Genomic DNA, 24,629 nt, shown 5'->3' on the forward strand with positions numbered 1-24,629 from the left:
TCCAAGTGCCTCTACCGGTTATATTTGCGTTTGACCTTGCTGAATGCCTGCACACGACTTTAGACGTCGTGCCTGGGGTCTTGCTGATTAAAAATGTGGCAGTGCTTTCCAGTTGCCATGATTTTGCCGCAACGCTGACATTTCACCTTTTATCTCAAACTGTTAGACGATCACGGCAAATTTCGAAGCGTCGTCATCTTTTGTTCGCGGAATGGGAACGGAAGAGGTAGACGAGCATTGTTTTGCGACGCGTCAACCGATACGAGTCAAAAATGACGCACTGCACCATAAATAATTGGCGGAGTAGCTGAAGTGTCACTTCTGCAAATCTACTGGCGAGCCCTTGGTTATCTCGCTGCCGACAGGAAACGCGTTGCGTTTATCTGCGGGGCGAATGTCGCGCTTGCCATTATCGCCATTCTCGAGCCGATTATGTTCGGCCGGGTGATCGATGCCATTTCGGACCGCGGCTCGGTATTCGCGACACTCGCAATGTGGGCCGGTCTCGGCGCGTTCAATATCATCGCCTTCGTTCTGGTAGCGCGCGGCGCCGACCGCTTTGCCCACCAGCGGCGCAGCGAGGTTCTCTGCCAGTCGTTCGAGCGCGTGATCACCATGCCGCTTGCTTGGCATCATCAGCGCGGCACCTCCAATTCCCTGCACACGCTCCTGCGCGCGGTCGAGACCCTGTTCAGCCTCTGGCTCGAATTCATGCGGCAGCATCTGTCGACCGCGGTTGCGCTGGTTCTGCTGGTGCCCACCGCGCTCAGCATGGATATCCGCATGTCGATGGTGCTGCTGGCGCTTGGCGCGCTCTATGTCGGCATCGGACGGCTGGTGATGCGGCGCACCAAGGAAGGCCAGGCGGCCGTAGAGCGGCACTACCACAAGGTGTTTGCGCATGTGACGGACTCGGTCAGCAACGTCGCCGTCCTGCAGAGCTACAACCGCATCGGCCATGAGACTGAGGCGCTGAAGCGCTACGTCAAGAACCTGCTCGACGCACAGAATCCGGTGCTCGACTGGTGGGCGATGGCCAACGCGCTGCACCGCCTGTCGTCGACGATTTCGATGATGGTGGTGCTCTTGATTGGCGCCTATCTGGTGACGCACGGCCAGTTGCGCATCGGCGACGTCATCGCCTTTACCGGCTTTGCCACGCTGCTGATTGCCCGGCTCGACCAGATGTCGGCGTTCGCCAACCAGATTTCCGAGGCGCGCGCCAAGCTCGAGGAATTCTATCATCTCGAGGACTCTGCATCCGACGCCGCCGAGCCCGATGGGCTGCGCGAGCTCGTCAACGTCACGGGGCACGTGCGTTTCGAGAATGTCTGCTTCGAGTTCGGCAACTCGGGGCAGGGCGTCGACGACGCGTCGTTCGAGGTCCAGGCCGGCCAGACGGTCGCCATCGTCGGCCCCACGGGCGCCGGCAAGACGACGCTCATCAACCTTCTGCAGCGCGTCTTTACCCCGTCCAGCGGCCGTATCCTGATCGACGGCATCGACACCCGCACGGTGACCCGCAAGTCGCTGCGCCATTCGATCGCCACCGTGTTCCAGGATGCCGGCTTGCTCAACCGCTCGATCGAGGACAACATCCGCGTCGGCCGTGCGGAGGCGACCTATGACGAGGTCCATGCCGCGGCCAATGCCGCCGCCGCGCAGGATTTCATCCTGTCGAAGAGCGAGGGCTACGACACGGTCGTCGGCGAACGCGGCGGACAGCTGTCCGGTGGCGAGCGCCAGCGCATCGCGATCGCCCGCGCCGTGCTGAAGGACGCGCCCATCCTGGTTCTCGACGAGGCGACCAGCGCGCTCGACGTCGAGACGGAAGACCGTGTCAAGGACGCCATCGACGAGTTGCGGCGCGGCCGCACCACCTTCATCATCGCCCACCGCCTGACCACCGTTCGCGATGCCGATCTGGTCGTGTTCATGGACAAGGGCCGGGTGGTCGAGATGGGCGGGTTCACCGAACTGTCGCTGCGCAACGGTCGCTTCGCCAGCCTGCTGCGCGCCGGCGGCCTGCTCAACGACGAGGAGGTTCGCCGCCTCAGCCGCCCGGTGAACGAGGCCGCCTGAGCAGCGCGGTTTGCCTTCTCCCCTTGCGGGAGAAGGTGGCCTCGCGAAGCGAGGTCGGATGAGGGGTGTTCCGGCTTGGCTCAAATCTTCATCCAAAATCCAGACTTCGGCGCACGGCGATCATTGGCGCCTCACTCCGTCCAGCACCCCTCGTCCGGCTCGACGCTACGCGCCGATCCACCTTCTCCCGCAAGGGGAACCGCCGCTGTGGTTGCCGCAACTCCGCCGGCGGTCTATGTAAGGCCGCATGAGCGACACGACTTCACGCCCCTCCGGCTGGATGGATATTGCCAACCCGACGCGGTTCGTCGGGCTTGCCGACAAGGTCGTGCCGTGGCTGGCGAGCGTCGCCGCCGTCGTCCTCGCTTTCGGTCTCTATATGAGCTTCACGGCGCCTGAGGACTTCCAGCAGGGCATCACCGTTCGCATTATGTATATCCACGTGCCTTTCGCCTGGCTTGCCATGATGTGCTACACGCTGATGGCGGTCTCGGCACTGGGCACGCTGGTCTGGCGCCATCCGCTGGCCGACGTGGCGCTGAAATCGGCGGCACCCATCGGCGCCGTCTTCACCGCCCTTGCACTGATCACCGGTTCGATCTGGGGCAAGCCGATGTGGGGCACCTGGTGGGTGTGGGACGCGCGGCTGACCTCCGTATTCATCCTGTTCCTGATGTATCTCGGCATTATCGCGCTGACCCGCGCGCTAGACGATGCCGGGCGCGCCGCCTGGGCCGCGGCCATCATAACCCTGGTAGGCTTCATCAACATCCCGATCATCAAATTTTCGGTCGACTGGTGGAACACGCTGCATCAGCCGGCGTCGGTGTTCCGGCTTGGTGGGCCGACGATAGATCCAAGCCTGTTGTGGCCCTTGCTGGTGATGGCACTCGGCTTCACCGTGCTTTTCTTCGCGCTGCACCTGACGGCGATGCGCACCGAGATCCGGCGCCGCCGGGTCATTTCGATGCGCCGGGTTGCCGCGAGGCAGGCTGAACGGTAACCAACCGATAGGATCAAGCCATACGCCCGCGTGCTGCCACCGGCAGCGTCTCGATCACCGTCTCGCCTTCGATCAGATGCACCTCGTCGAACAGGTTGGTGACGACGCAGCAATGGTCGGGCACGACGCGCACGCGCTCGCCGATGCGAAGCTCGGCGCCGCCTGACAGCGTGACGTTGCCGTGCTCTTCGCTGAGGCTGGTCACCCTTGCGCCTGAAATGCCCAGCAGCTCGCCGAAATCGGCGAGCCCCAGCGTATCGCTGGAGAGCGCCTTGCTGCCGGCGTCGAGGATGGCGCGTGTCGGCGTTGGACGGCTGACCACCGTCGACAGCACGGTCAGCGCGCAATCGTCGAGGCTGCCGACGCCTTTGGCGACCTGGTAGCGGTCGAGATAGATGTAGGTGCCGGGCCGGTATTCGGTAACGACGCTATGCTCGCCGGAACGCCACATATCGGGTGTGCCGCCGCTGGAGATGCGCTCGCAAGCAAGGCCGGCTGCGGCAAGTGCTTGCTGCGCATCGGCGAGCCACGCCTCGGTCTCGGCGGCGCGGCCCGCCCCCGGGTAGGTCATCAGGCCGCCGAAGACGAGCCCCCGGACCTTGTCGATTTCGCTCGCCAGCGCGACTGCCTCGCCGGCCGACTGCACACCGCAGCGGCCCATGCCGGTGTCGCATTCGACCAGCACCGGCAGGCGGTGGCCGGGATCGGCAAAGGTGGCGGCAAGTCCCATCAGCGTGTCCATACTGTCCGTTGTCACCGACAGGGTTACGCGGCCGTGCAGCGCCTTGAGGCGTTCCAGCTTGGCCCGCCCGAGGATATTGTAGGGCAGAAAGATGTCAGTCAGTCCCGCATCGGCCATGATTTCGGCCTCGCCGATCTTCTGGCAGGTGATGCCGATGGCCCCGGCCGCGACCTGCTTTTTCGCCCAGTAGGGCAGCTTATGGGTCTTGATGTGCGGCCGGAGCTTCAGCCCGTGCCGGTCGGCATGGGCCTGCGCCCGCGCGATGTTGGCTTCTGCGCGGCGGGCGTCGATCAGGATCGCCGGCGTATCGAGGTCGTCTATGCTGCGCATGGAATGTCACCTTTGGGACTCTGTCGGGACTTATGGCCCTGATCGTCGCCGATGTCATGAGGCCAGAATGCGGTTTACGTCGACACCGGATCGGTGTTCGGTTATGCGCTGTAGGCGCCGCCTGAAGAAGGGATCATGATCATGAAACGCTCCGCCATCAACGACATCATCCGCGACGCCGACGCTTTCATCCGTTCGTTCGGCTACATCATGCCGCCCTTCGCCTACTGGACCCCGGACGAGATGAAGGCGCACCGGCAGGATTCGGCGGCCATCTTCTCGTCGCGGCTTGGCTGGGACATCACCGATTACGGCCAGGGCAAGTTCGACGAGCTCGGCCTGTTCTTGTTCACTGTTCGCAACGGCCGCTACGAGGACATGAAGAAGGGCATGGGCATGCTCTATGCCGAAAAGATCATGATCTCGCGCAAGGATCAGCTGTCGCCGATGCACCGCCACAACATTAAGGCCGAGGACATCATCAACCGTGGCGGCGGCAAGCTGGTGCTGGAGCTGTTCATGCATGACCGCGATGGCGGCATCGATCCGAAGGCCGAAGTATCGGTGCCTGTCGACGGAACCATCCACAGACTGCCTGCGGGTGGATTGCTGAAGCTCGACCCAGGCCAGAGTGTGACGCTGCTGCCGGGCGTCTGGCACGCCTTCTGGGCCGAGGGCAAGGACGTGCTGATCGGCGAGGTCTCGACCGTCAATGACGATCTCACCGACAACGTTTTTCGCGAGCCGATCGGCCGCTTCGCGGACATCGACGAGGACACAGCACCGCTGCACCTCTTGGTATCCGATTACGAGAAGTGGGTGGGTTAAGGCAGGGTGGCGCTGGTTGGAAATGCCGAAACCGATAGCTAGGAGTCCCAATTCAGCTGCTGCAAAAATGTCCGAAAACCGATTGTGCTGTCACTGAATTCGCTCGTGCTATGCAGTGAAAAAACAATATCCACCGTGGGCGGCGCTTCTATTCTCACTATTATTAAACGCACTCCGTCATCCAGGATCTCAACGCCCGTTTCTCGTTTCCAATTTCCGCCCACTTGCTGAAGTCGGGGGGAGGAATCGTCGAATTGCTCTCGCATCGATTCGTCGTTTGGAAAGGGAGTGTCGGTGAGGCTGCTGAATTCTTCCCAGGACCCAGAGACCGCCGCCTGAATTGCGCGATCTATCCTGGATTCCTCAATCGCGCTAATTTTGACCTGCATCTCGTCCCTCCTCCGGTCTAACGCTGATGCTTGTCGGCCCTGCGGTTGCCCAGCAGAAGCTTGCGTTCGAGATGCGCCCGCAACTCCCCGTAATACGCCGTCAGGAACGCGCGTGCGTCATGGGCTTGGGGTGCCGCGCCGATCTTGCGTCCGATCGTTTCGGCAACCGTCCGCAGGGCGAAATAGTCGTCGCGGCGCAGCACCTCCTCCAGCTTGTGGAGTTCAGCAATCCCGTAGGCATCGAGCTGGGCGTGGCTGAACCGGAAGGCGCCGGCCGCCGGATCCTGCCGTGCCGACAGGTCTTCAAGCAAGGCGCGCTTCGGCGCCTCGACCACCCAGGTCCCTGCCAACAGGTCGCCGATCCGCATGCGGTCTCGATTGAACAGCGGGAACAAGGCAAACAGCAGCGTCCACACCAGTCCGCAGATTGTCGTCAGTGTATCGGCAAGGTCGGTCCCGCTGCGTCCGGCGATGATCGACAGCGGCAGGAACACCTCGATCTCGCGCATCAGGTTGCGGGCAATGACCTGGTCGATCGACAGGCCGTCGCCACTGCGCGACGCGACCCGGATGCCGACGATCCGCTTGCCGGGCGTAGCCGCGCGCCGGCCTGCTTCGAAAACGATGAAGTAGGCGTTGCGCAGAAAGAAGATCAGGATGATCCAGACGACAAAGAGCGGCTGAAACCCCTCGCTGCCAAGGCCTCCCACTCCGAACAGCGCGACGATCGTGATCACGATTGCAGCCACGGCGATGAACACGACGTCGAGAAGGAAGGCGGAGGCCCGCGTGCCGGCGTCGGCGAGCCTAATCCGGAGATCGACGCCTTCGGGCGTGATCAGCGGCCGTATGGCCGCGAAGGCGGCGCGTTTAACGATCGCCATGCCGCACCGCCCGGAACAGGTAGAAATAACCGAGCCACAGCGCCAGCATGCCACCGCCAATGGCGTAGCGCGTGACGTCGCTGGTGATGGTCTGCCTGCCAATGCCCTCGAGCAGCCCGGCAAACAGCAGCATGACCGAGACCCCGACCATGGCGTTCGCGGCAATGCGTCCGGCACGAGCCGCTGCCGCCATGCGTGTCAATTCGCCGGGAAAGGCGATGCTGGTGCCGATGCGCATGCCGGCCGCGCCGGCCAAAGCGATCGCGAACAATTCGGTGGTGCCGTGGATGGCCAGCCAACCGCCGAGCTCCATGCTAAGTCCCTTGGACCAGTAGACTTGGAACAACGCCCCGATCATACAGCCGTTGAACAGCATCAGCAGCACTGTCGGCACCGCGAAGGCGAAGCCAAGGGCGAAGGCCAGGATTGCGACCTGGACGTTGTGCGTGAACAGATAGGCGGCAAAGCCTGAGAGAAAGCCATTGTCGCCATCATAAAGCATGTTGCGCAGCAGTTCGGCCGAGGTGTCGGGGCCGCGGCCTCCTGCCAGGCCGGGCGGGATGATCGCGTCGAACCAGCTCTTGTCGGATGCCACCAGCCAGGCGCCTGCACCAATGCCGATCACCATCAGCGCGACCGACGCCAATGTCTCGCGCCACAGGTCGCGAATGGCCCCGGGCCAGTCGTGCAGGAAGAAATCGGCGAGGCGCTGCCGCAGCCCGCGACGCGCGCCGTAGAGATAGAAATAACCGCGCAGCGACAGCGCTTCGAGATAGCCGACCAGCGCATTGTCGAGCGAGGTTGCGCGCGCCACCGAAAGGGAAGACAACGCCGATCGATAGAGCAGGGGCAGCGACAGCAGCTCCTCTTCGGAAAGCGTCCGCGGCGCACGCTTCTCGACACGCGCCAGCAGCGCCTCGAATGCCTTCCAGTCGGCCTCGCGCTCGCGGCGGAAGCTGGCCAGCGACTGGCGTACCGCGTCGCCACGTGCAGCATTGTCGACGACTGGCGCCGTCACAGCAAATCCTCCTGCTTGAACTGCAGATAACGCTCGACCAGCGCGGGACCCAGCCGATTGTGGTCAGCTTCGATCACATGCGCCCCGAGCAGACGCAGCCGGCCGATGACGACCTGCCTTTCGCGCAAAAGCCCTCCGGCAACGACCGCGCGGGCAACGTCCTCGCCGGAGCGTGGCGGCATATCGGCCAGGCCCTCCAGTTCGGTGTCCTTCATCAGCATGAACAGCACGAGATGCCGTTCGGTGAGCCGGCCCACGGTGCGCAGCATCAATTCCGCGCTGATCGGATCGACAAAATCGGTGAAGATGATGACCAGCGAGCGGCGGTCGAGCCGCGCCGCGAGCGTCGTCAGCGCCAGCGTGAAATTGGTCTCCTCGCTGGAATAGTCGATCTCCGCCGCTCGTTTCTGGATCATCGCAAAGCTGGCGGGGCCGCGTACCGCGCCGCTCGAAACGCGCGGCCTTGCATCGAAGCCGAACAGGCTGACCATATCGCCGCCCTTCAGCGCGATGAACGCCGACAGCAAGGCGGCCGTCACGGCCCGGTCCACCTTAGGCACACCGGCGACCGGCTCGCACATCAGGCGTCCGCTATCGATGGCCAGCACGATGTTGTTGTTCTCCTCGATGCGGAACTCGCGCGCCAACAGCTTGCCGTGGCGGGCGCTGCGCTTCCAGTCGATCATCCGCCGGCCCATGCCCGGCTGGTAATCCTTGAGCGCGTCGAACTCGCGGCCTTGACCGGCGCGGCGCTGCGCATGGCCTTCGGCAAGCGCCGCATGTTGCAGCAGCGTGATCGCCTCGCCGCGAGCGCTGCTGACGTCGGGCAGCACCGCAATCTTGCTTTCCACCGGCAGGACGACCTGGTTCCAGACCAGCCCAAACGGCCCGCGCCAGCGCACCCAGAGACGGTCGAAGCTGGCGACGCCGCGCCGCAGCGCCTGGAAGCGGAGGTTGAGCGACCCGCCTCTGGCGGTCGGCTGCAAGGCCCCGCCGCTGCCGCTCACCGGCGCCAGACGCGCATCGTGGCCGACGCGAGCCTCGGCGGCGCGCGGCCCCGAGTGACGGGCGGTGATTTGCACGCCGAATTCCCCACCGACACCGACCTGCTGCGGCGCATCGATGCTGGCATTCAGCGATGCCCGTCCGCGTCCCGCCGCGGCATCCACCGCCAGGAAGGCAAGCAGCAGGCAACTCCACAGCAATCCCAGATACCAGAAGGACGGCAATGCCAGCGCGACCAGGAAGGCCGGCACCGCGCCGGCAGCAGCTGCCCACACCGCTCGGCCGCTGGGATAGATCAACGTGGTGCTTCCGTCTGGTCGACCAGGTCGGAGACGATCTGCTCGACCAGGCGGCCGTCGATCTGGGCGGCAGGCGAAAGGATGACGCGATGGCGCAGTGCCGGCACCGCCAGCGCCTTGACGTCGTCGGGGATCACATAGGCGCGTCCGTCCAGCGCCGCCCGGGCACGCGCCGCCCCCGCCAGCATGGCGCCGGCGCGCGGGCTGGCTCCGACTTCCAGATCGGCATTTTCGCGCGTAGCCCGAACCAGCGCCGCTATGTAGCCGACGACATCGTCGACAAGGGTGACGGAGCCGACGACTTCAAGGGCCTCCTGCAGCGTCTCGCGGTCTGTCTGCGCCTTGATGCCGTATTGCGCGATGTCGTGCGAGGCGGAGCCGCCGCCGTGATGGACGATGATGGCCCGTTCTTCCTCGGGGCCGGGATAGCTGACGCGGTGCTTGAACAGAAAGCGGTCGAGCTGCGCCTCCGGCAGCGGATAGACACCCTGGTGTTCGATCGGATTCTGGGTCGCGACGACCATGAAGTTGCGGCCGAGCGAATGCGTGGTGCCGTCGAAGGTGACCGCATGTTCCTGCATCGCCTCGAGCAGTGCGGCCTGCGTCTTGGGCGGCGTGCGGTTGATCTCGTCGGCAAGCAGGAGATCGCAGAAGATCGGGCCGCGCGTCAGCGTGAACTGCCCGGTCTGGAAGTTGTAGATGTTCGACCCGACGATATCGCCGGGCATCAGGTCCGGCGTGAACTGGATCCGCCCGTAGGCGATCCCAAGCGCCTGGGCGAAGCAGCGTGCGGTCATGGTCTTGGCCGTGCCGGGAGGACCTTCGAGCAGGATATGCCCGCCCGCAAACAAGGCGATCAGCATCAGGTCGACTGTATCGTGCTGCCCGGTAATCGCCTTGGCAACTTCTTCCCTGATCCGTGTCGCCAGGGCCTTCACATCATCGACGTTCACCGAGCCTCCTTGCCGTCCAGTCGTGCAGCCGTTCTGCTGCCTGTTGCATCTGCGCCAGGTTCTTGGCCTCGCCGGCGGCTTGCGAACGCGCCGTGAAGCCGCCAGCTTGCTCCTTATCGCGAGAGTCGAGCCAGCGGTCGAGCGCTTTGCCTTGCAGTCCGTGCGGTGCCCCGAGCAGCGCGCCGGCGCGCACCCGCATCAAGGCCGCATAGCGGCCTCCCAGCTCATCCAGCCGGCCGGCACGCCGCATGAGCATCGCCGTCGCATCGACCAGCGCACGCTTGCCGAAGGCGATCGCGCGCTGGTCGATACGCGGCGGGCCGAACCGGCCAAGGCCATGCAGGAACGCCAGGGCCGCCGCGATCAGGATCGTCAGTGTCAGCGCCAGGAACGGCGGCTCGACCAGAAGCTTGGCCAGATCATACTTCCGCCCCGCGCCGTGCAGCGTCAGATCGAACATCACCGGGCCGTCGTCGGGCTGGAGCAAGGCAATCAGCCCGAGCGCGGCTGCTGCCTTTTCGGGATCCTTGAGGGCGGCGTTGTTGATCAGGTCGGGGTCGGTCAGGATATAGAACGGCTTGTCGTCTAGTTCGGTAAGCACAGCCTTGTCATTGCCGGCTGCGATGAGAGGGTACTTGTCGGCCACCCACTGCAATTCTTCGGGTGCGGCAACCATGCTGCCTTCGATGTCGAGTTGCTTTGCCGTGCTCTGGCCGGCACCGATCTTCGCATCGGCGATGCGGCCAAGCCATTCGTTCACCACCGAACCGGGCAATCGGCCGAATTTCATGTTCCAGCCTTCATGCCCCTGCAGCGGCAGGATCTGCCATTTGGGCAGCACGAAGAGCGTGTTCTGGTCCTGGCGAAGATTGAGGATGCGGTCGAGCGCCTCCTGGTCGCTGTCGGGCGAGATGGTGACGATCAGCAGTATATCTCTGGCAAGATCGTCTTCGGTCCGCGCCATCAAGGGCGCTTCACCGGTCAGCCGCAGCCATTCCACCAGACCGGCGTAGCCGACACCGCTCTTCGACAGCGGCGTGGCGCCGCCATTGCCGGGTTGCCGGAAATCGGGAGCATAGGTGGACAGCAGGAAGAAACCGGCCGCCGCAAGCAGGCTGGCGAAAATCCCCCAAAACAGTGTCTTTCGATTGAACGGCTCCTGCGCCTCGACCGCCGGTGCGCTCACGTCCAGGCATCCCGGAAGGCGAAACGTTCATAGGCGCCGCGTGCCTGCCGCCAGCCTTCCGCGCCAACCGGCCGGCGCGCGAACAGCGCCGCCTCGACGATGCGGGCGATCTCGGTGAACGCATGGCGTGCCCTTCCCGGCAGGGAAGGGGCATTGGCGATGTCGCGCGCGGTGAGCGACGGGCGCAGGAAGTCCGGCAGCCGGCCGGCAATATCGGCGACGCTGCGCCGAAGCAAAAGGTGAACCGCCTCGTCATAGTCGCCGCGTGCGGCCAACGCATCGGCTTGCGACAACAGGATCTGCGCGGCGCCGGCGTCTGGGCGCCAGGCTTCTTCGTCTTCGACTTCGGGCCGCGCGCGCTGCCACGGCAGCCGCCAGGCGATGCCTTTCACCTCGAGGAAGACCAAAAGCAGGATGATTGCGACGCCCGATATCACCGCCCCCCAGAACAGATAGATCATGTAGGGGCCGAGCCACGACAAAAAATCCTGCAGCGGCTTCAGCCACTCGGGCGGCTTCGGCGGCACATAGGCCGGCAGGTCGAACTGGATCGACTCATCGGCGATCAACTGCTTGTGCAGATTGGTCAGCCGTTCGGCTTCCGCTGTGCCTGGCTGTGCCACCGCCACCCGCTCCCCTGCAACCTGTGGTTCCGAGCCGACACTGACAATGCAGCGGAACAATTGCAAGTGGGCTGGACGGCGACGGTTAATCTTGGCAGAATTACTGTTAGGGGCGCCGTGATACTGTTCCGGCGAAACACGGGGGGAAATCATGGCTTCAACGACACTGGAACGGCCTGAGAAATTCGAGATCGGCAGGGTGTTCAACAACAGCTTCGCCGTAATCGGCCGCAACATCGGCTTGTGCGTTGGGCTCGCGCTGCTGTTTTCAGGCTTGCCGGCGATTATTCTTCGGCTGTGGAGCCAACCACAAATAGATGCGGTTCTGCAGGGCGACCCCGGCGCCGCGGCCGATCCGTCTATGATGTTTCAGAATTCATGGATTACGGTTATTACGGGATTGCTATCGTTCGTTTTCGCGCTGCTGCTCCAGTCGGCGCTGGTCCGGGCGACGATCGAGGACTTGAATGGCAAGCGGCCGACCTTTGGCGACTGCATTCAGATAGCCATCCGCAATTTGCTGCCGACCCTTGGTATTGGCCTGCTCGTCGGCCTGGGTGTGGGCCTGGCGTCGATAGCCTTGCTGGTTCCCGGCATCATCTTGTGGCTCGGATGGTGCGTGGCGGTGCCGGTTCTGATCCAGGAGCGGCTTGGCGTGTTCGGTTCGATGTCTCGCAGCCGCGTCCTGACCAAGGGCAACCGCTGGCCGCTATTTGGCCTCTTCTTGATCCTGATGGTCATCGCAATGGTCATCCAGTGGGTAATGCTTGCAGTCATCGTCATGTTTGGCGGGATCATTGCAGATGTGTTGGCAGCCTTGGTGTCGACCGTACTGTCGATGGTGCTGTCGGTGGCCACGGCGGTCAGCTATGTCGAACTGCGTCAGGTCAAGGAAGGCACCAGCGTCGAAGAACTGTCGCAAATCTTCTCGTAGCGATCGTTCGCTCCGGCTTTTCACCGACGGCTCGGCTCTCGCGTTGCGCTCGAGCAGCCGAGCTTGTTCACAAAGCCTTGTCTGCGCCGGTAACGCTGTGGCCAGCCGCTTCGCCCATTCCTCGATGCCGGAGCGGCCCGCCAGCAGGTCCTGCCTGATCTCGATGAGGACGGCGGGAATGCCGCGATCGTCGCCATGGACCGGTATGGCGTTGTCACCGTCGCGGCTGATCACGTAGGGCTCGTTCGCCGCGACATTGGGCTCAATGTCGGCGCGCAGGCCGGCAAGCGCTGCCTGGCCGAACTCGATTGCCTGGTCGTAAAGCACGCCGGCGTGCCAAGGCCGCGCAATGCGGAGAAAGACCGGCGTGAAGGAGTGGATCGTCGCGATCCGCGTCGCTCTGCCCTGCTTCGCCCGGTCGTCGAGATGGGCGGCCACGCGGTCATGAAACGACGCGAACATGATTTCGGCACGCCGGCTTCGTTCCTCCGGATCGAGGCCGACATTGCCGGGGATGTCCGTGTCCTCCGATTGCACCGGAATGCTGCCGCTGGAACCAAGCGGCCGTCCTCGGTCAGGCTCTGGATGATGGTATGGATCACCTCGACGCCGTTGGCCCGCGCCGCCGCCAACAGGCGCTCCTGGTTGGGGATCGTCTGCGACGCGGTCTGCCGGTAGAAATGTGATCGGGACCGCGCTCCGGATGCGCCGGATCGGCGCCGGGCTCGAGCCAGACCCGCTGCATGTCGACCAAGAGCAGCGCGGTTGCGCCGGCCCGGAACGGCTCGTTTCGTTTCGGCAGTGATGGCGGTCATGCTTGGTCCTGTGTTGCTTATCACAATCCGGCTGATTTAGCTGATTTTGGTCCGCGCGTCCTGCGTGGCGGACATACTTACTGGGAGTATTCGAAGTCGCTAATTTGAGTTAAACTTTGTTTTCGGGCGTGGAGACGGGGGTCTCTGTCATGATCGATTCAGACGTGTTCGACTTTGTCGAACGCTGCAGGAACCATACAGCCACCGGGCCGCTGCTGAGCGACCTTCTTGATACCGTGAGGAATCTCGGCTTCGAACATCTTATCCTGAGCGGTGTGCCGCTCAGTGGCCAGAAACTTGCGCCGATGGTTGAACTGAATGGCTGGCCGGCGGGCTGGTTCGAACGCTATGTCGAGGCCGAGCATGCCGCGGTCGATGGTGTTTGCATCTACTCGGCAAAGACCCTGAAGCCGTTCCTTTGGTCCGAAGTCCCGGCAAAGTGGTCGGATACGGAAGGTTCACGACGCGTTGCCGGCGAGGCGACGGAGTTCGGCATCTGGAGCGGCTTCGCTGTGCCGATGCTCAGCATTCACCATTGGCAATCCGTGCTGTCGTTTGCCTCTTCCGCGAAGTCCTGCACCCTGTCGCCGCGCCATCAAGTGCAACTGGTGACCATGGCGGTCTATGCCGGCATGTCGATCCAGGCGTTGTCGAATGACGGTGACAACGATGAAGGCCTGCTGACCGACCGCGAAAAAGAGGTGCTGTTGTGGGCCGCGGCCGGCAAGACCTCGTCGGAAACCTCGCAGATCCTCGGCCTGACCGAGCGAACGGTCAAATGGCACTCCACCCGGGCCAGGGAAGCGTTTGGCGTCGCCACGACCACGCAGGCGGTCGTCGAGGCGGTGCGCCGGCGCCTGATTCACCCCTAAAGCATGATCCCGAAAAGTTGCAGACTTTTCGGATAAGATCATGCGAAGAAACAAAGAACTAGAGCAGGACGACCGTCCTGCTACCAGCCGCGTCAACTGTCCCATCGGACAGGTGACGTATATTAGCGCGACTGCGAGTATCCCTTTGAGAATGATCGGGGGATCGCGCCATGATAACGGCCCACGTAGTCAATGCGCATAACAAGCATCTTTACGAAAACGAATTCGACGAATTTCTGCGCCGGCGGCACGACTTCTTCGTGCACCAGAAACATTGGCGCCCTCCGAGCCCGGATGGTCGCGAGCTGGATCAATTCGATACCGACGCGGCGACATACCTGCTGGGCATTGAAGACGATCGCGTAGTGACTTCGGCTCGATTGATCCCAACGAGCGAGCCGCACATGGTCTCGGAGGTTTTTTCTCACATGTGCGAAAAATCGGGCGTCCCAAGACGTCCCGATTGGGCCGAATGGACCCGCACATTCGTCGTTCCCGACAAGCGAACTGCCGGACTGAGGGGCACGCTGACGCAGCTGTGCTGCGCCGTAATGGAGTACGCTCTCGACGAGGGCCTGAGCGCCGTCGGCGGTGTCCAGGAAACCTACTTCATGCCTCACCACGGCGCCCTCAAATGGCGGGCCGAGCCGATGGGCATGGCCAGGGAAGAAAACGGCGAGTGGTATATCGTCGCGTATATCGAGGTGAATGAGGCGGCACTGGCGAGTGTTCGGAAGATACTTGGGATTGAGCATTCGTTGCTGGTTCGGCGGGGGACGCAGATGCCTTTCATCGAAAATGCACAGAAACTTAGCAAGGCCGCCTAGAAATAAAGTTTAGAGTAGTTGGCGTCCACTAGGTGATGATCTGATGCATAAATTGTATTGCGTGTCTTGGCAGTCATACCGTTTTTTTGTCGAATCCGCCGCCGTCTTACTCATAATTGTTGTTTCGGTCGTTTCCGGTTGTTCGATCCAACTCTCACCGGCTTACGACCAAGCGACACTCACCAGTATCTCCGACCTTAACGTGAAAACTGAGACGCTCTTGGCCTCCCTGTCCCACGGCGGCACAGCAGGCGATTTTTCCAAGCATAAGGCGACTTATGACCAGCTTATCGGGGGCTTTTCGGCCGCGCGTGTAGCGACCGCTTCGCGCGATGTTCCGGCTCCCAGCCAGCGGCTTCTAGGTATCGCTCACTTGAATGGGGTGTGCGGGAATGAGCCATCGAATTGCGTCAACCCAACGCCTCACCATCTGGACAAGGTGATCGCGTTGTTGAGCGCAATGCGTAACACTCACCAGCAGGGAGAACTCGTCAGTGAGTTGGTCACAGGGTTTAACGGCCAAGGCGGCTTCAAGGGCCAATACGAAATAGAAATGAGCCGAATTCTGGTGTTCGAGACTGCCTTGCAGCGATAGGAGATACTCTTGGCCGCTATTGTTGATGTAAACGCTACTGCTAATGCTTTGGTCGATGCGATCCAGAAGCAGGCAAAGCAGGGGTGGACCAAAATATCGGCGTTGGTCACGCAGCAAGCCAAAATGATGGCACACCAAGCTGCGTGGATCGCGGAAAGCAGTATAGCAGGCGCGCTAAAGCATGATTCTGCCCTGCAGCGCATGTTTACCGATCAATTGGCCGACTCCGTTAGAGGTTTGGCCAATGACGTAGCGGCACTGACGATTCTGACATTAGAAAAAGTGTGGAATGCCGCAGTCAGTGTGCTTTGGGGTGCAATCAACAAGGCATTAACGGGTGCGAGCATGGGTCTTCTTGCTCTGCCTGCGCTATAGAACTTAGTCCTGCCCGAAATCGGCGCGGGTTCACGGGCCAGTATAAAAAGTTTGTTGACCATTTCGTCGGTATCACGGGAGGAACATATGCCAATCGCAGGACTGGGATGGGAATTACACATAATCCGGCAGAGCGTCCAGCAGAGACAAGGCAGAAAACGTACCGTTGGCAAATATCAAATCTATCACAACGGCATTTCCCAAAAGAATCTCGAAGGTACTGCGGTCGAAGCCAAAGGCCCAGGCGACAATAAAGTGGCAGGAAACGGACGAAGGATCGAGGCGGGAAAATATCCCTTGGCCACTCAGGCAGGCTCACACTATGTGACTATAGGCTATTTGATCAGCAATGACTCTGACCAGACGCCCAAGCCCGGCTTGGAATTGCGCCAAACGGGGAATCGTCGAGAAATCCTTGTACATCCTGGCCATGGATTTCTGGCAAGTATCGGTTGCCTCAACCTGACTAGCGCCTTGGCGAGCGGCAACACCAACATACCTTTTGGTGACAGCCGCGATCGAGTTATGGCCGCAATCACTGACCTTCAAACATTCGCAGGGAGTGCCTTTCCCCACCATTACGGACAACCCATCGACAACGCTTGGGTTGTCATCGACGGGGAGCCCTGACGTCATTGGCACACGGCGGAGCAGTTCACTAAAAAGGAGCGGGACACTAACGGCGTTGCCGACATTTCGGGCGTCGTCCGATGCTGCCAAATTATTGTGGGGCGCCTACCATTTCGGCACCGGCAAGACCTCATCGGAGACCTCCCAAATCCTCGGCCTGACCGAACGCACCGTCAAATGGCACTCAATGCGGGCCCGCGAAGCTTTTGGCGTCGCCACGACCACGCAGGCGGTCGTCCAAGCGGTGCGCCGGCGCCTGATCCTCCCCTAAACGCGTCAACTGTCCCATCGGACAGGTGACGTATATTAGCGCGACTGCGACTATTCCTTCGAGAACGATCGGGGGATCGCGCCATGATAACGGCCCACGTAGTCAACGCGCATAACAAGCATCTCTACGAAAACGAATTCGACGAATTTCTGCGCCGCCGGCACGATTTCTTCCTGCATCAAAAACGTTGGCGCCCTCCGAGCCCGGATGGTCGCGAGCTGGATCAATTCGATACCGACGCGGCGACATCCCTGCTGGGCATTGAAGACGATCGCGTAGTAACTTCGGCTCGATTGATCCCAACGAGCGAGCCGCACATGGTCTCGGAGGTTTTTTCTCACATGTGCGAAAAATCGGGCGTCCCAAGACGTCCCGATTGGGCCGAATGGACCCGCACATTCGTCGTTCCCGACAAGCGAACTGCCGGACTGAGGGGCACGCTGACGCAGCTGTGCTGCGCCGTAATGGAGTACGCTCTCGACGAGGGCCTGAGCGCCGTCGGCGGTGTCCAGGAAACCTACTTCATGCCTCACCACGGCGCTCTCAAATGGCGGGCCGAGCCAATGGGCATGGCGAGGGAAGAAAACGGCGAGTGGTATATCGTCGCGTATATCGAGGTGAATGAGGCGGCACTGGCGAGTGTGCGGAAGATACTTGGGATCGGGCATTCGTTGCTGGTTCGGCGCGGGATGCAGATGCCTTTCATCCGGAGGCCCGAGAGGTCGGTCGAGATCGCTTGATGCCTCCCGTTCCACGATTGGAGCAGGAGTTGAACCAGGTCAATAGCAAGGCGGTGGCCATTGCGTGGAGAACTGTCAGAAGCAGAAAATCAAAGCTAACGGGAGGCCGCAGCGAGCGGTTAGGGATATGGCAATCAACAGAAACTTCTTTTTTGACCACGCGCGGCTGGGGCTCTTCGGCGGCAAAATGTCGAGCTCGCAAGTGAGCGGCATCACATTGATTCTTGACAAATGGGAACATGAGATGCCGAAGGCCGACGACCGTTGGCTCGCCTATATGTTCGGCACCGCACATCACGAAACTGGTCGAACAATGCAACCCCTAAGGGAAACTTTTGCCAGCACCGACGCTCAAGCCATAAAGATCCTCGACAAGGCGTTTGCGACGGGAAAGCTGCCTTGGGTAAAAGAGCGGTACTGGCAGCTCGATCCCCAAGGAATATCGTGGCTCGGACGAGGTTTTGTTCAACTGACGCATAAGGCCAATTATCTCAAAATGGCGGCGCTTACGGACCCTAATTTGGCCACGAACCCAAGCCTCGCGATGAACACGGCGACTGCGGCCGACATCATGTTCAAGGGGATGGACAAAGGTTCCTTCACAGGAGCCAAGCTTGGCGATTTCTTCTCAGGCGCCAAAGAAAAATGGCGCGAGGCCCGGCGCATCATAAACGGTCTCGAAAGGGCAGACCTCGTTGCTGCCTACGGCAAGCAATATTATGCGTGCCTGAGCTATACGACAGGCTAAATATCAGCAGTTTGTCTATTACAAGCGGCTGTGAATTCTATGGAGCCGTGGTTCGTGGTTGGCAGTTGCTGCCATCTCGGATGCTAGTTGACTGCAGCGCGATTCAGCGCCGGCGGCAGCCAACGGAAAAGTGGGCGCCAATCGAGATGGGATCATCACCAAGGCCGAGGCTGATCAGGGGTATGAAAGGCGAGAATTTTGGTTGAGCGTCGGGCCCATGCGGATATTCGGTCTTAAGGACGAGGGATGAATTCTGCTGGTCGAAAGGAATGATGATGGCCATCGAGGAGTTATTCCGTCGCTATCTTCCGTTTTGCATTGGCCTTCTTGCCTTTGTGACAGGCGTGAGCGTTCTCGAAGTTCCTAGGTTGCCTTGGGGCGGCTTCGAGAAGCTCACCAACTTCGGCGCCATCGTGGCCATCTCGGGGGTTGTGATGGTTGTTTCCCGGTTCGCCATAGGGCCGGTCGTCTCGGCGCAACCAGCAGTGCCCGACCCCACCGCTTCCGACACGTGGATGCGCCAGCGTATCGCACCGATCGTGCTGACAGTCGGGACGCTTGCCATTACGGCGCTGTCCGCGCTCCTGATCGTCGTATTTTGGCAACTAGGCACCGCCACAGGGCCCGAAAACGTGATCCGCACGAAGCTCGACTCGATCCTAATGAGCATTTTCACCGCCACTCTTCCGGTCTTCGCGACATGGGTGGGTACGGTCCTTGCGTTCTACTTCACCAATGAGAGCTTCAAGCAAGCGTCGGAGGCGGCACTCCTCGCCGCCAATCCACCAAATGCGCACCTGCCCTTTGCCTCATCGCGCATGATCCCCTATGAGAAGATCGCCAAGTTTGAGGTCGATCGGGGAGGCGTGCGCACCACTTTAGTGTCGGATGTATTCTCGCGCTTCAATGATCAAACAACGCGCGTCATTGTCTTCGACAAAGCTCGCTCTCCCATCTTCGTGATCCGACGTAAGAACATTCCCGCCGATTGGATCGATGAAGCCGGAAAGCTCAAGGCACAGGCGCTGACAATTGACGATTATCTGAAGATTGGGAACAACGCGGCCGATGCCGTCCAATTCGGCTTCATCCCCCAGGGGGCGTCCGTGGAGCAGGCGCTTCGAGCGCTCAAGGACTCGCAGAGCGATGATCTCTTCGTGACGGCGACCGGGCAAAAGACTGATCCCGTAATCGGCTGGCTGACCAACGACAGGCTGAAATGAGCGGTTGTCGAGTTCAGCCATGCACACGACGGCCACTTCGATTAGACTGCATGGACAGCCGGAGGCACGGATGTCGGAAACTGAGACACTCGGCGTGAACGAGCCAGGCGCGCGAATTTGGGCAGACGTCGCTCACGCGTGGCTCAACGTCCTTCTGAAAATCCTAGTCAGCTCGGCAGTCATAATCGCGATCTTGTATCCTGACTTCATTCCGTTACTCAAGCGGTTCGGCGTCCGGAGTTCGGAGATCAATATCCTCGGGTCCAAAGTGCAGATCGTTGATCTCGCACTGTCCGGAAGTGCGGTCAAGCTCACCCAGGATGGACGCATGCTGATCGCCGGCGTCGACGCGAACGCAATACCGGATCGGCTGGCTCAGCTGGAGCAGACTGGACGCGACCTCAGGACGGAAAACGACAAGCTGAAAGGCTCTGTTCAGGAGCTACAGGCGTTGGTTGCTACGGCCAAGTCACAGCTTGATGAGGCCAACAACCGATTACGCGCCTCGAGCTCAAGCCCTCTCGAAACGCGAGCGCTGGACACCAGGATTACCAAGACAAACGAAGAAAGTGCAGCGCAAGTCGCATCCGCCACTACGGTAGCTGCTCAGGCGTCTAAGATCATTGCTGAGCCAGACATGGTGCCCGCGGTCGGGTACGGAGTGGTCATTGGTGCCGATGCAACCACCCAGGCGGCAATGGATGAGGTCAGGAAGGCGCAGTCTAGCGTGGCCAACCCCTTCCTGCTCTTTAAGAGACAAGGATACTGGCGGTCTGTTGCCCTGTTCGGCACGCGTGCGTACGCTTCAGATGCACTGCCTAAGCTTAAGTATGGCCACCCTGACGCCTACATTGTCGACATATCCCGCGGTGCCCCGAACCCGTCCGCATTGCTGCCGCAACTAACGAGCTGGCTGAATTGAAGGACTGTAGATTCTGATTAGACCGTCTCGTGTATCCCGTACCTATTCGGAGCCCATGGGCTAGAATAGTTTCGGGCAGTCGAGCTATTGGCCAACAGCAATCGGGTATATCAAAGCTGTGACGACGGGGATTTGCGTAAGAAAGTTCTTGCGGAAGTTAACAAACTATGACAGAGTTTTTTCTCATTTTTTGGGGAGAATTCTCATGCGCTGTGTGATATATTTTGTTGTGGCGACAATTTTTGGGTTGTCGCTTGGGCTTTCGGAGTCAGCTTTGGCAGTTTCTTGCGTAAACGGCGTTTGTAGCTAGGTATCGTTGTGATGTTGGGAGGAGACGTTATATACGCAGCGATCGCTGCTTTCGCTGCCTTCGTGATCTTTTGGATCCAAGTCGGCGCTATTTCTGAGCGCGTGACAGAGTTTGATCCGCAACGACCTTCGTCGTATTTCCCGCTTCGTAAATATCTTTCAAGCAATTTTCTACATCTAGTTTCATATTTGGCTTCACTTCCGATCGCGGCGCTGTTTTTGATTGTATGTTGGAGATCAAAGGAAGCAATTGTCGCGTTGGTAAAAGAATTTGCGCCGAAAGTAATCAACGGATTTCTTCCTGTTGATTATCATGATGGCGTGACAAGTGCGTTTGAGAATTATTTTATTAGTGTTTCATATTTATCACCACTGTTTTGTCTATTGGCAGCACTATTCCTGTTTGCACCGTACGTTAATATGCCAATCATCGGGCTCCAAGGCTTGTTTATTCGCTCAACCGGCGTGGAAGAGCACATTGACGATATTGCGCTAGAGGCCTCAAGAGCATCGCTTCGCGCCTTTAACAATGACTATGCAAAGCTGCGAGAACAGATAGGCGTGCTGCTAGGCGTCGAGGTTCCTCTCAGAGAGGAATTGGCTGCGGCCACGCCGCAGCAGAAGATCGCATATACCTTAATCTATGCAGCGACGAATAACACTAGGAAGATCGGCCTCAAGCGTGGAATCGAATCCATTCTCATCGGCTTGAACATTGGCGGACGACCGGCTCCGCAGGACGACACGCCAACCGACTGGAAGGTGATTCTACTGGCAGTCCCAGCCTTTGCGGTCATGTGCGCGTTATTCATCTTGTTGTTTGCTTATCGTGCAAGCGAGCCTGTTAGAATAGAGCAGGCGTGGTCTCCATCTTTGTTCGAATGGGTTTACGAGCCTTATGGAGGCACTGTTCAAGTGTTACGGTATATTTTCTGCTTCCTTGTGCCTCTATATCTTGGTTTCTTTATTTATACGGCGAGGCGAAGGTCAGATGATACTTACGATACCATTGGGGATTGCGTGAGGGTGGCGTGCTTGCAGCAGGTTGTTATAGCTCTAATATTTTCTTTTGCCTTTTGCTTTCTAGACAGCCTTGAGGTGATTGCTGGCATACAAGCTGTAGCTTCACCTAGAGAAACTCCATACTCCGTCGTGACGCCAAAGTTTTGGTTCGATACTTTGACGGTGGCGATTTTGCCTACAATCGTTTTTTTGGCTTGGGTTACTATACGCTACAAACTAAAAGTCCGAGGCATACCACTGTTGGCGACACTCGTGTTTTTTAGTGCCCTGGCTCCAAGCTTGCAGGCTTTTGGCTACGAATGGTACACGCACAACAGGCGAGGACTATATTGGTATTGGATGGCATTGGGTCTTTGGACTACGTGTTCTTTGATGTTGGTGGGCCTTTTGGATAAGGGAAACACCCGTCGCCATATAGCTAAGCGCCTCGAATTCGCATAAACGCGCGGGTTTTGGCCCTGAATGGCCGCCCGCTATTCACTTCAGTTCGATCGATCGATGAAATAGCTTGCCAGGCAGCGGGTATCAACCTGTTGAAGTCACCCACGAGGAAGCTTCGATAGAAGTTCGTGCTTTGCGGCTACGTTTGGCTGGGGAACCTGGATTCGAACCAGGACTAACGGAGTCAGAGGCAGATTTTGCTGCTGTTTCTGCTGCATAATTCCGGCTCGTGTTGCAAGCGTGTTGCAAATCGGCGGTTATTGCATAAGCCGAGCTTCGATCTCCGCCACCGCAACTTGATCAGCTTTGGCATCTTCAAAAAGGTGGCCGTAAGTGTCGAAAGTGACGGTAATCGAGCTGTGCCCCATGATCGCCTGGACGCGTTTTGGCGAGAGCTTTTGCTCGATGAATAGGCTGGCGGCCGCGTGGCGAAGAGCGTGAAAATTGTACTTACCGATCGGGAGCGGGTTTCCATTCTCGTCCCGCTTCGTGCGGTGGACCTTGACCAGGCCGGCGGTGATCAGTAGGGGCGTCCACACACGGTTGAGAATGTTCTTGTGGTCCAGCGGTGTCCCTTCGTCGGAAGGGAAGACGAGACCGTCCGGCCCGTTCGCTATGGCCAACCGTTGTTGCTTGAGCGCGGTGACAGCCATGGGCGCCAAGGGTACGTCGCGTTCGCCGGCGGATGTCTTCGGCAGGCCGAAGTCTCCCCACGCATCGACGCGGCCCTTGACCGACAGAACGCCAGCTTTGAGATCGACGCAGTTCCATCGCAGGCCGCGCAGCTCGGAAGCGCGCAAGCCGCTAAAGATGGCGGTCACGATAAGCGCACGGTGCTTGCCCTGCGCGGCCGATAGAATGGCGCGCAGTTCTGCTTTGGTGGGAATGTCGGGCCGCTTCGACTTGCGGCGGTCACCGACCTTGATCTTGGCGTCCGAAACCGGATTGGTGTTAGCCAGGCCGCGGCGGCGCGCCTCGACGAAGATTGCGCCGAGCGATCTTACGACGCGCTTTACCATCGCCGCCGAGCGCGTCAGCATGAGTTCATCGGCAAAGGCGTGAACAGCCGGCGTTGTCATCTGCGATAGCTTCTTTGAGCCGATCAGCGGCACAATGTGGAGGTCGACGTGCTGCCCGTAGGCGTCGCGCGTCGATCGCTCGAGGCCGGCGTCGGCGCATTTTCCAAGCCATAGCTTTGCCGCTTCGCGCACCGTTATCGACGTGCTGTCAGGAACGTGCAGACCGAGCTGCACGTCTCGTCTAGTGCGAACGAGATAGGCGTCGGCGTCCTTGCGTTTCTCGAACTGCTTTGAGCGGCGTTTGCCGGAGCCGTCAAAATAGTCGGCGAGCCAGCGAATCTCACCAGAGGGGAGGGTACGTTTGCGGACTTTAGCCATCAAAAGGTATCCTCATCGCTCAGACGAGGATCTTTCCCTTCGGAGATCATCTCGGCTGCTATTTCGTTTTCAGCACGCTGTAGGAGTTCGCCCCGCTGGCGCAGCCATTTCATCCTATCCTCAAGGTCGTCAGGGGACGAAGCCGGCATACCGCCCTCAAATAGAAATTGGGCAAGGCGTTCTTTGGATCGCAGCTCGAACTCCCCGCGATGGATCGTCGGTCGATCTGCCACATCAGCCAAATCAGCTTTGATGTATTTTGTTCGGGGAGATTTCGCTTCGGCGACGGCCGCCCATGATTGCCGGGCTATATTGATCGCGTCGCTGTAGCGCTGCGTTGGGCTCGCGCGTTCGAACATTTGACGATCATCAGTCGGCCTCAGTGGCGCAATAGTACGATTGAACGTCTCGACAACAAGGTCGAACACTTCAGGATCGTGCAGCCACGACTTTGCGTCGTATTTTTCCTTCGCAGCGTCGATAGCCATCCCGAGGACCTGCATTATTCTATAATTCTCTTTCGAGCCGAACCTGTTCTCGATTGCGTCTTCTTCGTCGAAGCTCTTCGACAGCCTGAGCTCAATCTGCCTAGACAGGGATAGCCCAGCAGCCTCGGCCTTTTCGGTCAGTTTTTCGCGCAGGTCGGTCGGCAAGCGCATAGTGAAAATTGGGGTTTTGCCTGACCCAGGTGCTGGTCCGCGCTTTCCCATTTGAATGCTCCAAAACTGTGTATTCTTTTTCTAATACCCAATTCCTTCCACTGTCAAGGAACGGAATGTATTGTGTGGACCATGATTGCTTCGTTTGGAAAGGAATGTCCCATGCGCTCAAACCAGATTGGCACGTCCGTTGCCCCTGCCGTCTATACCGTGAAAGAAGTTTGCACCCTGCTCGGCCTGCAGAAGTCCACGGCATACCTAGCGATTTCGCGCGGCGAGATTCCGTCGGTTCGTTTCGGCACTTCGATTCGAGTACCGCGCGCCGCGGTCGAACGGATGCTTGAAGTGCCCCAGCAGAAGTCTGCTTGATGTCTCTAGAGGATCATCCGGACTGGAGCGTCAAGGCCAACAAGGCGCAAATAGTCAGCGCCGCTCGAGATGTCTTCGGCGCTCAGGCGGCGCGGCGCCTTTGGTTCGAGCTTGGTCTTCCGCCAGTCGGCGGCCGA

General features: G+C 59.9%; 26 protein-coding genes and 3 pseudogenes. 16 read left to right on the forward strand and 13 right to left on the reverse strand.

All coding sequences use genetic code 11. The features are described 5' to 3' along the window. Window positions 1-312: 312 nt before the first annotated feature. Window positions 313-2,082, forward strand: coding sequence for a glucan ABC transporter ATP-binding protein/ permease (locus NKJ35_RS27215; RefSeq protein WP_254817502.1), 1,770 nt, complete (start codon window positions 313-315; stop codon window positions 2,080-2,082). 247 nt (window positions 2,083-2,329) lie between these two features. After that, a complete protein-coding gene (locus NKJ35_RS27220; protein ID WP_352650533.1) occupies window positions 2,330-3,085 on the forward strand; it encodes a heme ABC transporter permease in 756 nt (251 codons plus the stop codon). Window positions 3,086-3,098: 13 nt separating this feature from the next. On the opposite strand, the gene NKJ35_RS27225 is transcribed toward NKJ35_RS27220, so the two are convergent. Continuing rightward, window positions 3,099-4,157: a D-TA family PLP-dependent enzyme gene (locus NKJ35_RS27225; RefSeq protein WP_352650535.1), complete on the reverse strand. Its 1,059-nt coding sequence runs from the start codon at window positions 4,155-4,157 to the stop codon at window positions 3,099-3,101. 141 nt (window positions 4,158-4,298) lie between these two features. Here NKJ35_RS27225 and NKJ35_RS27230 point away from each other — a divergent pair, with 141 nt between their 5' ends. Then, window positions 4,299-4,985, forward strand: coding sequence for a D-lyxose/D-mannose family sugar isomerase (locus tag NKJ35_RS27230; protein WP_352650537.1), 687 nt, complete (start codon window positions 4,299-4,301; stop codon window positions 4,983-4,985). Window positions 4,986-5,023: 38 nt separating this feature from the next. On the opposite strand, the gene NKJ35_RS27235 is transcribed toward NKJ35_RS27230, so the two are convergent. The 7 genes from NKJ35_RS27235 to NKJ35_RS27265 are packed head-to-tail and all read right to left on the reverse strand — an operon-like array spanning window position 5,024 to window position 11,342. Further along, window positions 5,024-5,374, reverse strand: a complete 351-nt coding sequence (locus NKJ35_RS27235) for a hypothetical protein (protein WP_352506554.1) — start codon at window positions 5,372-5,374, stop codon at window positions 5,024-5,026. A 17-nt stretch (window positions 5,375-5,391) separates the two neighbouring features. After that, a complete protein-coding gene (locus tag NKJ35_RS27240; protein WP_352650539.1) occupies window positions 5,392-6,258 on the reverse strand; it encodes an RDD family protein in 867 nt (288 codons plus the stop codon). Then, on the reverse strand, window positions 6,245-7,276 hold the full coding sequence (locus NKJ35_RS27245) for a stage II sporulation protein M (protein ID WP_352650541.1): 1,032 nt from the start codon (window positions 7,274-7,276) through the stop codon (window positions 6,245-6,247). Before NKJ35_RS27245 ends, NKJ35_RS27240 begins: the two co-directional genes overlap by 14 nt. Beyond that, window positions 7,273-8,580 carry a DUF58 domain-containing protein gene (locus NKJ35_RS27250; protein ID WP_352650543.1) on the reverse strand — a complete coding sequence of 436 codons (1,308 nt, stop codon included), beginning with the start codon at window positions 8,578-8,580 and terminating at the stop codon, window positions 7,273-7,275. Before NKJ35_RS27250 ends, NKJ35_RS27245 begins: the two co-directional genes overlap by 4 nt. Continuing rightward, entirely contained in the window at window positions 8,577-9,533 is a 957-nt protein-coding gene (locus NKJ35_RS27255) for an AAA family ATPase (protein WP_352650545.1), read from the reverse strand. The genes NKJ35_RS27250 and NKJ35_RS27255 overlap by 4 nt, the downstream gene beginning before the upstream one ends. Then, the gene (locus tag NKJ35_RS27260; RefSeq protein WP_352650547.1) at window positions 9,520-10,719 is read right to left on the reverse strand and encodes a DUF4350 domain-containing protein; all 1,200 of its coding nucleotides are present in this window, start codon (window positions 10,717-10,719) and stop codon (window positions 9,520-9,522) included. The genes NKJ35_RS27255 and NKJ35_RS27260 overlap by 14 nt, the downstream gene beginning before the upstream one ends. Beyond that, complete coding sequence (locus NKJ35_RS27265) at window positions 10,716-11,342, reverse strand: DUF4129 domain-containing protein (RefSeq protein ID WP_352458749.1); 627 nt, start codon at window positions 11,340-11,342, stop codon at window positions 10,716-10,718. The genes NKJ35_RS27260 and NKJ35_RS27265 overlap by 4 nt, the downstream gene beginning before the upstream one ends. Window positions 11,343-11,541: 199 nt before the next feature. Here NKJ35_RS27265 and NKJ35_RS27270 point away from each other — a divergent pair, with 199 nt between their 5' ends. After that, complete coding sequence (locus NKJ35_RS27270; RefSeq protein ID WP_352650548.1) at window positions 11,542-12,276, forward strand: hypothetical protein; 735 nt, start codon at window positions 11,542-11,544, stop codon at window positions 12,274-12,276. A 201-nt stretch (window positions 12,277-12,477) separates the two neighbouring features. Here the strand turns inward: NKJ35_RS27270 and NKJ35_RS27275 are convergent. After that, window positions 12,478-12,813 (reverse strand): annotated as a pseudogene (locus NKJ35_RS27275) (N-formylglutamate amidohydrolase); the annotation flags it as partial. A gap of 23 nt (window positions 12,814-12,836) precedes the next feature. After that, window positions 12,837-13,078 (reverse strand): annotated as a pseudogene (locus NKJ35_RS27280) (isochorismatase family protein); the annotation flags it as partial. Between the two features lie 162 nt (window positions 13,079-13,240). On the opposite strand from NKJ35_RS27280, the gene NKJ35_RS27285 reads away from it, so the two are divergent. The 8 genes and pseudogenes from NKJ35_RS27285 (at window position 13,241) to NKJ35_RS27320 (ending at window position 18,149) form a co-directional block, all read left to right on the forward strand. Continuing rightward, window positions 13,241-13,963, forward strand: a complete 723-nt coding sequence (locus tag NKJ35_RS27285; protein ID WP_352650550.1) for a LuxR family transcriptional regulator — start codon at window positions 13,241-13,243, stop codon at window positions 13,961-13,963. 170 nt (window positions 13,964-14,133) lie between these two features. Next, window positions 14,134-14,790 carry an acyl-homoserine-lactone synthase gene (locus NKJ35_RS27290; protein WP_352650552.1) on the forward strand — a complete coding sequence of 219 codons (657 nt, stop codon included), beginning with the start codon at window positions 14,134-14,136 and terminating at the stop codon, window positions 14,788-14,790. 43 nt (window positions 14,791-14,833) lie between these two features. Then, window positions 14,834-15,385, forward strand: a complete 552-nt coding sequence (locus tag NKJ35_RS27295) for a hypothetical protein (protein ID WP_352650554.1) — start codon at window positions 14,834-14,836, stop codon at window positions 15,383-15,385. A 9-nt stretch (window positions 15,386-15,394) separates the two neighbouring features. Next, a complete protein-coding gene (locus NKJ35_RS27300; protein ID WP_352650556.1) occupies window positions 15,395-15,760 on the forward strand; it encodes a hypothetical protein in 366 nt (121 codons plus the stop codon). Window positions 15,761-15,847: 87 nt separating this feature from the next. Further along, a complete protein-coding gene (locus NKJ35_RS27305) occupies window positions 15,848-16,390 on the forward strand; it encodes a hypothetical protein (protein WP_352650558.1) in 543 nt (180 codons plus the stop codon). A gap of 118 nt (window positions 16,391-16,508) precedes the next feature. Beyond that, window positions 16,509-16,661, forward strand: a pseudogene (locus NKJ35_RS27310) (LuxR C-terminal-related transcriptional regulator); the annotation flags it as partial. Between the two features lie 83 nt (window positions 16,662-16,744). Beyond that, window positions 16,745-17,401: an acyl-homoserine-lactone synthase gene (locus NKJ35_RS27315; protein ID WP_352650561.1), complete on the forward strand. Its 657-nt coding sequence runs from the start codon at window positions 16,745-16,747 to the stop codon at window positions 17,399-17,401. Between the two features lie 127 nt (window positions 17,402-17,528). Next, entirely contained in the window at window positions 17,529-18,149 is a 621-nt protein-coding gene (locus tag NKJ35_RS27320) for a hypothetical protein (RefSeq protein ID WP_352650563.1), read from the forward strand. A 103-nt stretch (window positions 18,150-18,252) separates the two neighbouring features. Here NKJ35_RS27320 and NKJ35_RS27325 read toward each other — a convergent pair whose 3' ends face one another. Beyond that, window positions 18,253-18,432, reverse strand: a complete 180-nt coding sequence (locus NKJ35_RS27325; protein ID WP_352650564.1) for a hypothetical protein — start codon at window positions 18,430-18,432, stop codon at window positions 18,253-18,255. On the opposite strand from NKJ35_RS27325, the gene NKJ35_RS27330 reads away from it, so the two are divergent. The 3 genes from NKJ35_RS27330 (at window position 18,425) to NKJ35_RS27340 (ending at window position 22,067) form a co-directional block, all read left to right on the forward strand. After that, window positions 18,425-19,372, forward strand: coding sequence for a hypothetical protein (locus NKJ35_RS27330; protein WP_352650565.1), 948 nt, complete (start codon window positions 18,425-18,427; stop codon window positions 19,370-19,372). The genes NKJ35_RS27325 and NKJ35_RS27330 overlap by 8 nt on opposite strands. Before the next feature lie 70 nt (window positions 19,373-19,442). Then, on the forward strand, window positions 19,443-20,294 hold the full coding sequence (locus NKJ35_RS27335) for a hypothetical protein (protein ID WP_352650567.1): 852 nt from the start codon (window positions 19,443-19,445) through the stop codon (window positions 20,292-20,294). 321 nt (window positions 20,295-20,615) lie between these two features. Beyond that, window positions 20,616-22,067 carry a hypothetical protein gene (locus tag NKJ35_RS27340; RefSeq protein ID WP_352650569.1) on the forward strand — a complete coding sequence of 484 codons (1,452 nt, stop codon included), beginning with the start codon at window positions 20,616-20,618 and terminating at the stop codon, window positions 22,065-22,067. Between the two features lie 257 nt (window positions 22,068-22,324). Here the strand turns inward: NKJ35_RS27340 and NKJ35_RS27345 are convergent, their stop codons facing one another. Then, window positions 22,325-23,464: a tyrosine-type recombinase/integrase gene (locus tag NKJ35_RS27345; RefSeq protein ID WP_352650571.1), complete on the reverse strand. Its 1,140-nt coding sequence runs from the start codon at window positions 23,462-23,464 to the stop codon at window positions 22,325-22,327. Then, on the reverse strand, window positions 23,464-24,174 hold the full coding sequence (locus tag NKJ35_RS27350; RefSeq protein ID WP_352650572.1) for an Arc family DNA-binding protein: 711 nt from the start codon (window positions 24,172-24,174) through the stop codon (window positions 23,464-23,466). The genes NKJ35_RS27345 and NKJ35_RS27350 overlap by 1 nt, the downstream gene beginning before the upstream one ends. Window positions 24,175-24,285: 111 nt before the next feature. Here NKJ35_RS27350 and NKJ35_RS27355 point away from each other — a divergent pair, with 111 nt between their 5' ends. Further along, window positions 24,286-24,492 (forward strand): helix-turn-helix domain-containing protein, encoded by a 207-nt coding sequence (locus tag NKJ35_RS27355; RefSeq protein WP_352650573.1) that lies wholly within the window; start codon window positions 24,286-24,288, stop codon window positions 24,490-24,492. Window positions 24,493-24,629: the final 137 nt, after the last annotated feature.

Origin of the sequence: Mesorhizobium sp. M0136, from assembly GCF_040322515.1 — a bacterium.
Taxonomy (GTDB): domain Bacteria; phylum Pseudomonadota; class Alphaproteobacteria; order Rhizobiales; family Rhizobiaceae; genus Mesorhizobium.

What these genes read in the sequence shown, in the direction of transcription:
- NKJ35_RS27220 (WP_352650533.1), top strand. Translation starts at nt 2,330, where the DNA reads ATGAGCGACACGACTTCACGCCCCTCCGGCTGGATGGATATTGCCAAC.
- NKJ35_RS27330 (WP_352650565.1), top strand. Translation starts at nt 18,425, where the DNA reads ATGGCCATCGAGGAGTTATTCCGTCGCTATCTTCCGTTTTGCATTGGC.
- NKJ35_RS27315 (WP_352650561.1), top strand. Translation starts at nt 16,745, where the DNA reads ATGATAACGGCCCACGTAGTCAACGCGCATAACAAGCATCTCTACGAA.
- NKJ35_RS27355 (WP_352650573.1), top strand. Translation starts at nt 24,286, where the DNA reads ATGCGCTCAAACCAGATTGGCACGTCCGTTGCCCCTGCCGTCTATACC.
- NKJ35_RS27350 (WP_352650572.1), bottom strand. Translation starts at nt 24,174, where the DNA reads ATGGGAAAGCGCGGACCAGCACCTGGGTCAGGCAAAACCCCAATTTTC.
- NKJ35_RS27285 (WP_352650550.1), top strand. Translation starts at nt 13,241, where the DNA reads ATGATCGATTCAGACGTGTTCGACTTTGTCGAACGCTGCAGGAACCAT.
- NKJ35_RS27345 (WP_352650571.1), bottom strand. Translation starts at nt 23,464, where the DNA reads ATGGCTAAAGTCCGCAAACGTACCCTCCCCTCTGGTGAGATTCGCTGG.
- NKJ35_RS27305 (WP_352650558.1), top strand. Translation starts at nt 15,848, where the DNA reads ATGCCAATCGCAGGACTGGGATGGGAATTACACATAATCCGGCAGAGC.
- NKJ35_RS27340 (WP_352650569.1), top strand. Translation starts at nt 20,616, where the DNA reads ATGTTGGGAGGAGACGTTATATACGCAGCGATCGCTGCTTTCGCTGCC.
- NKJ35_RS27335 (WP_352650567.1), top strand. Translation starts at nt 19,443, where the DNA reads ATGTCGGAAACTGAGACACTCGGCGTGAACGAGCCAGGCGCGCGAATT.
- NKJ35_RS27325 (WP_352650564.1), bottom strand. Translation starts at nt 18,432, where the DNA reads ATGGCCATCATCATTCCTTTCGACCAGCAGAATTCATCCCTCGTCCTT.
- NKJ35_RS27295 (WP_352650554.1), top strand. Translation starts at nt 14,834, where the DNA reads ATGCATAAATTGTATTGCGTGTCTTGGCAGTCATACCGTTTTTTTGTC.
- NKJ35_RS27320 (WP_352650563.1), top strand. Translation starts at nt 17,529, where the DNA reads ATGGCAATCAACAGAAACTTCTTTTTTGACCACGCGCGGCTGGGGCTC.
- NKJ35_RS27235 (WP_352506554.1), bottom strand. Translation starts at nt 5,374, where the DNA reads ATGCAGGTCAAAATTAGCGCGATTGAGGAATCCAGGATAGATCGCGCA.
- NKJ35_RS27290 (WP_352650552.1), top strand. Translation starts at nt 14,134, where the DNA reads ATGATAACGGCCCACGTAGTCAATGCGCATAACAAGCATCTTTACGAA.
- NKJ35_RS27225 (WP_352650535.1), bottom strand. Translation starts at nt 4,157, where the DNA reads ATGCGCAGCATAGACGACCTCGATACGCCGGCGATCCTGATCGACGCC.
- NKJ35_RS27240 (WP_352650539.1), bottom strand. Translation starts at nt 6,258, where the DNA reads ATGGCGATCGTTAAACGCGCCGCCTTCGCGGCCATACGGCCGCTGATC.
- NKJ35_RS27230 (WP_352650537.1), top strand. Translation starts at nt 4,299, where the DNA reads ATGAAACGCTCCGCCATCAACGACATCATCCGCGACGCCGACGCTTTC.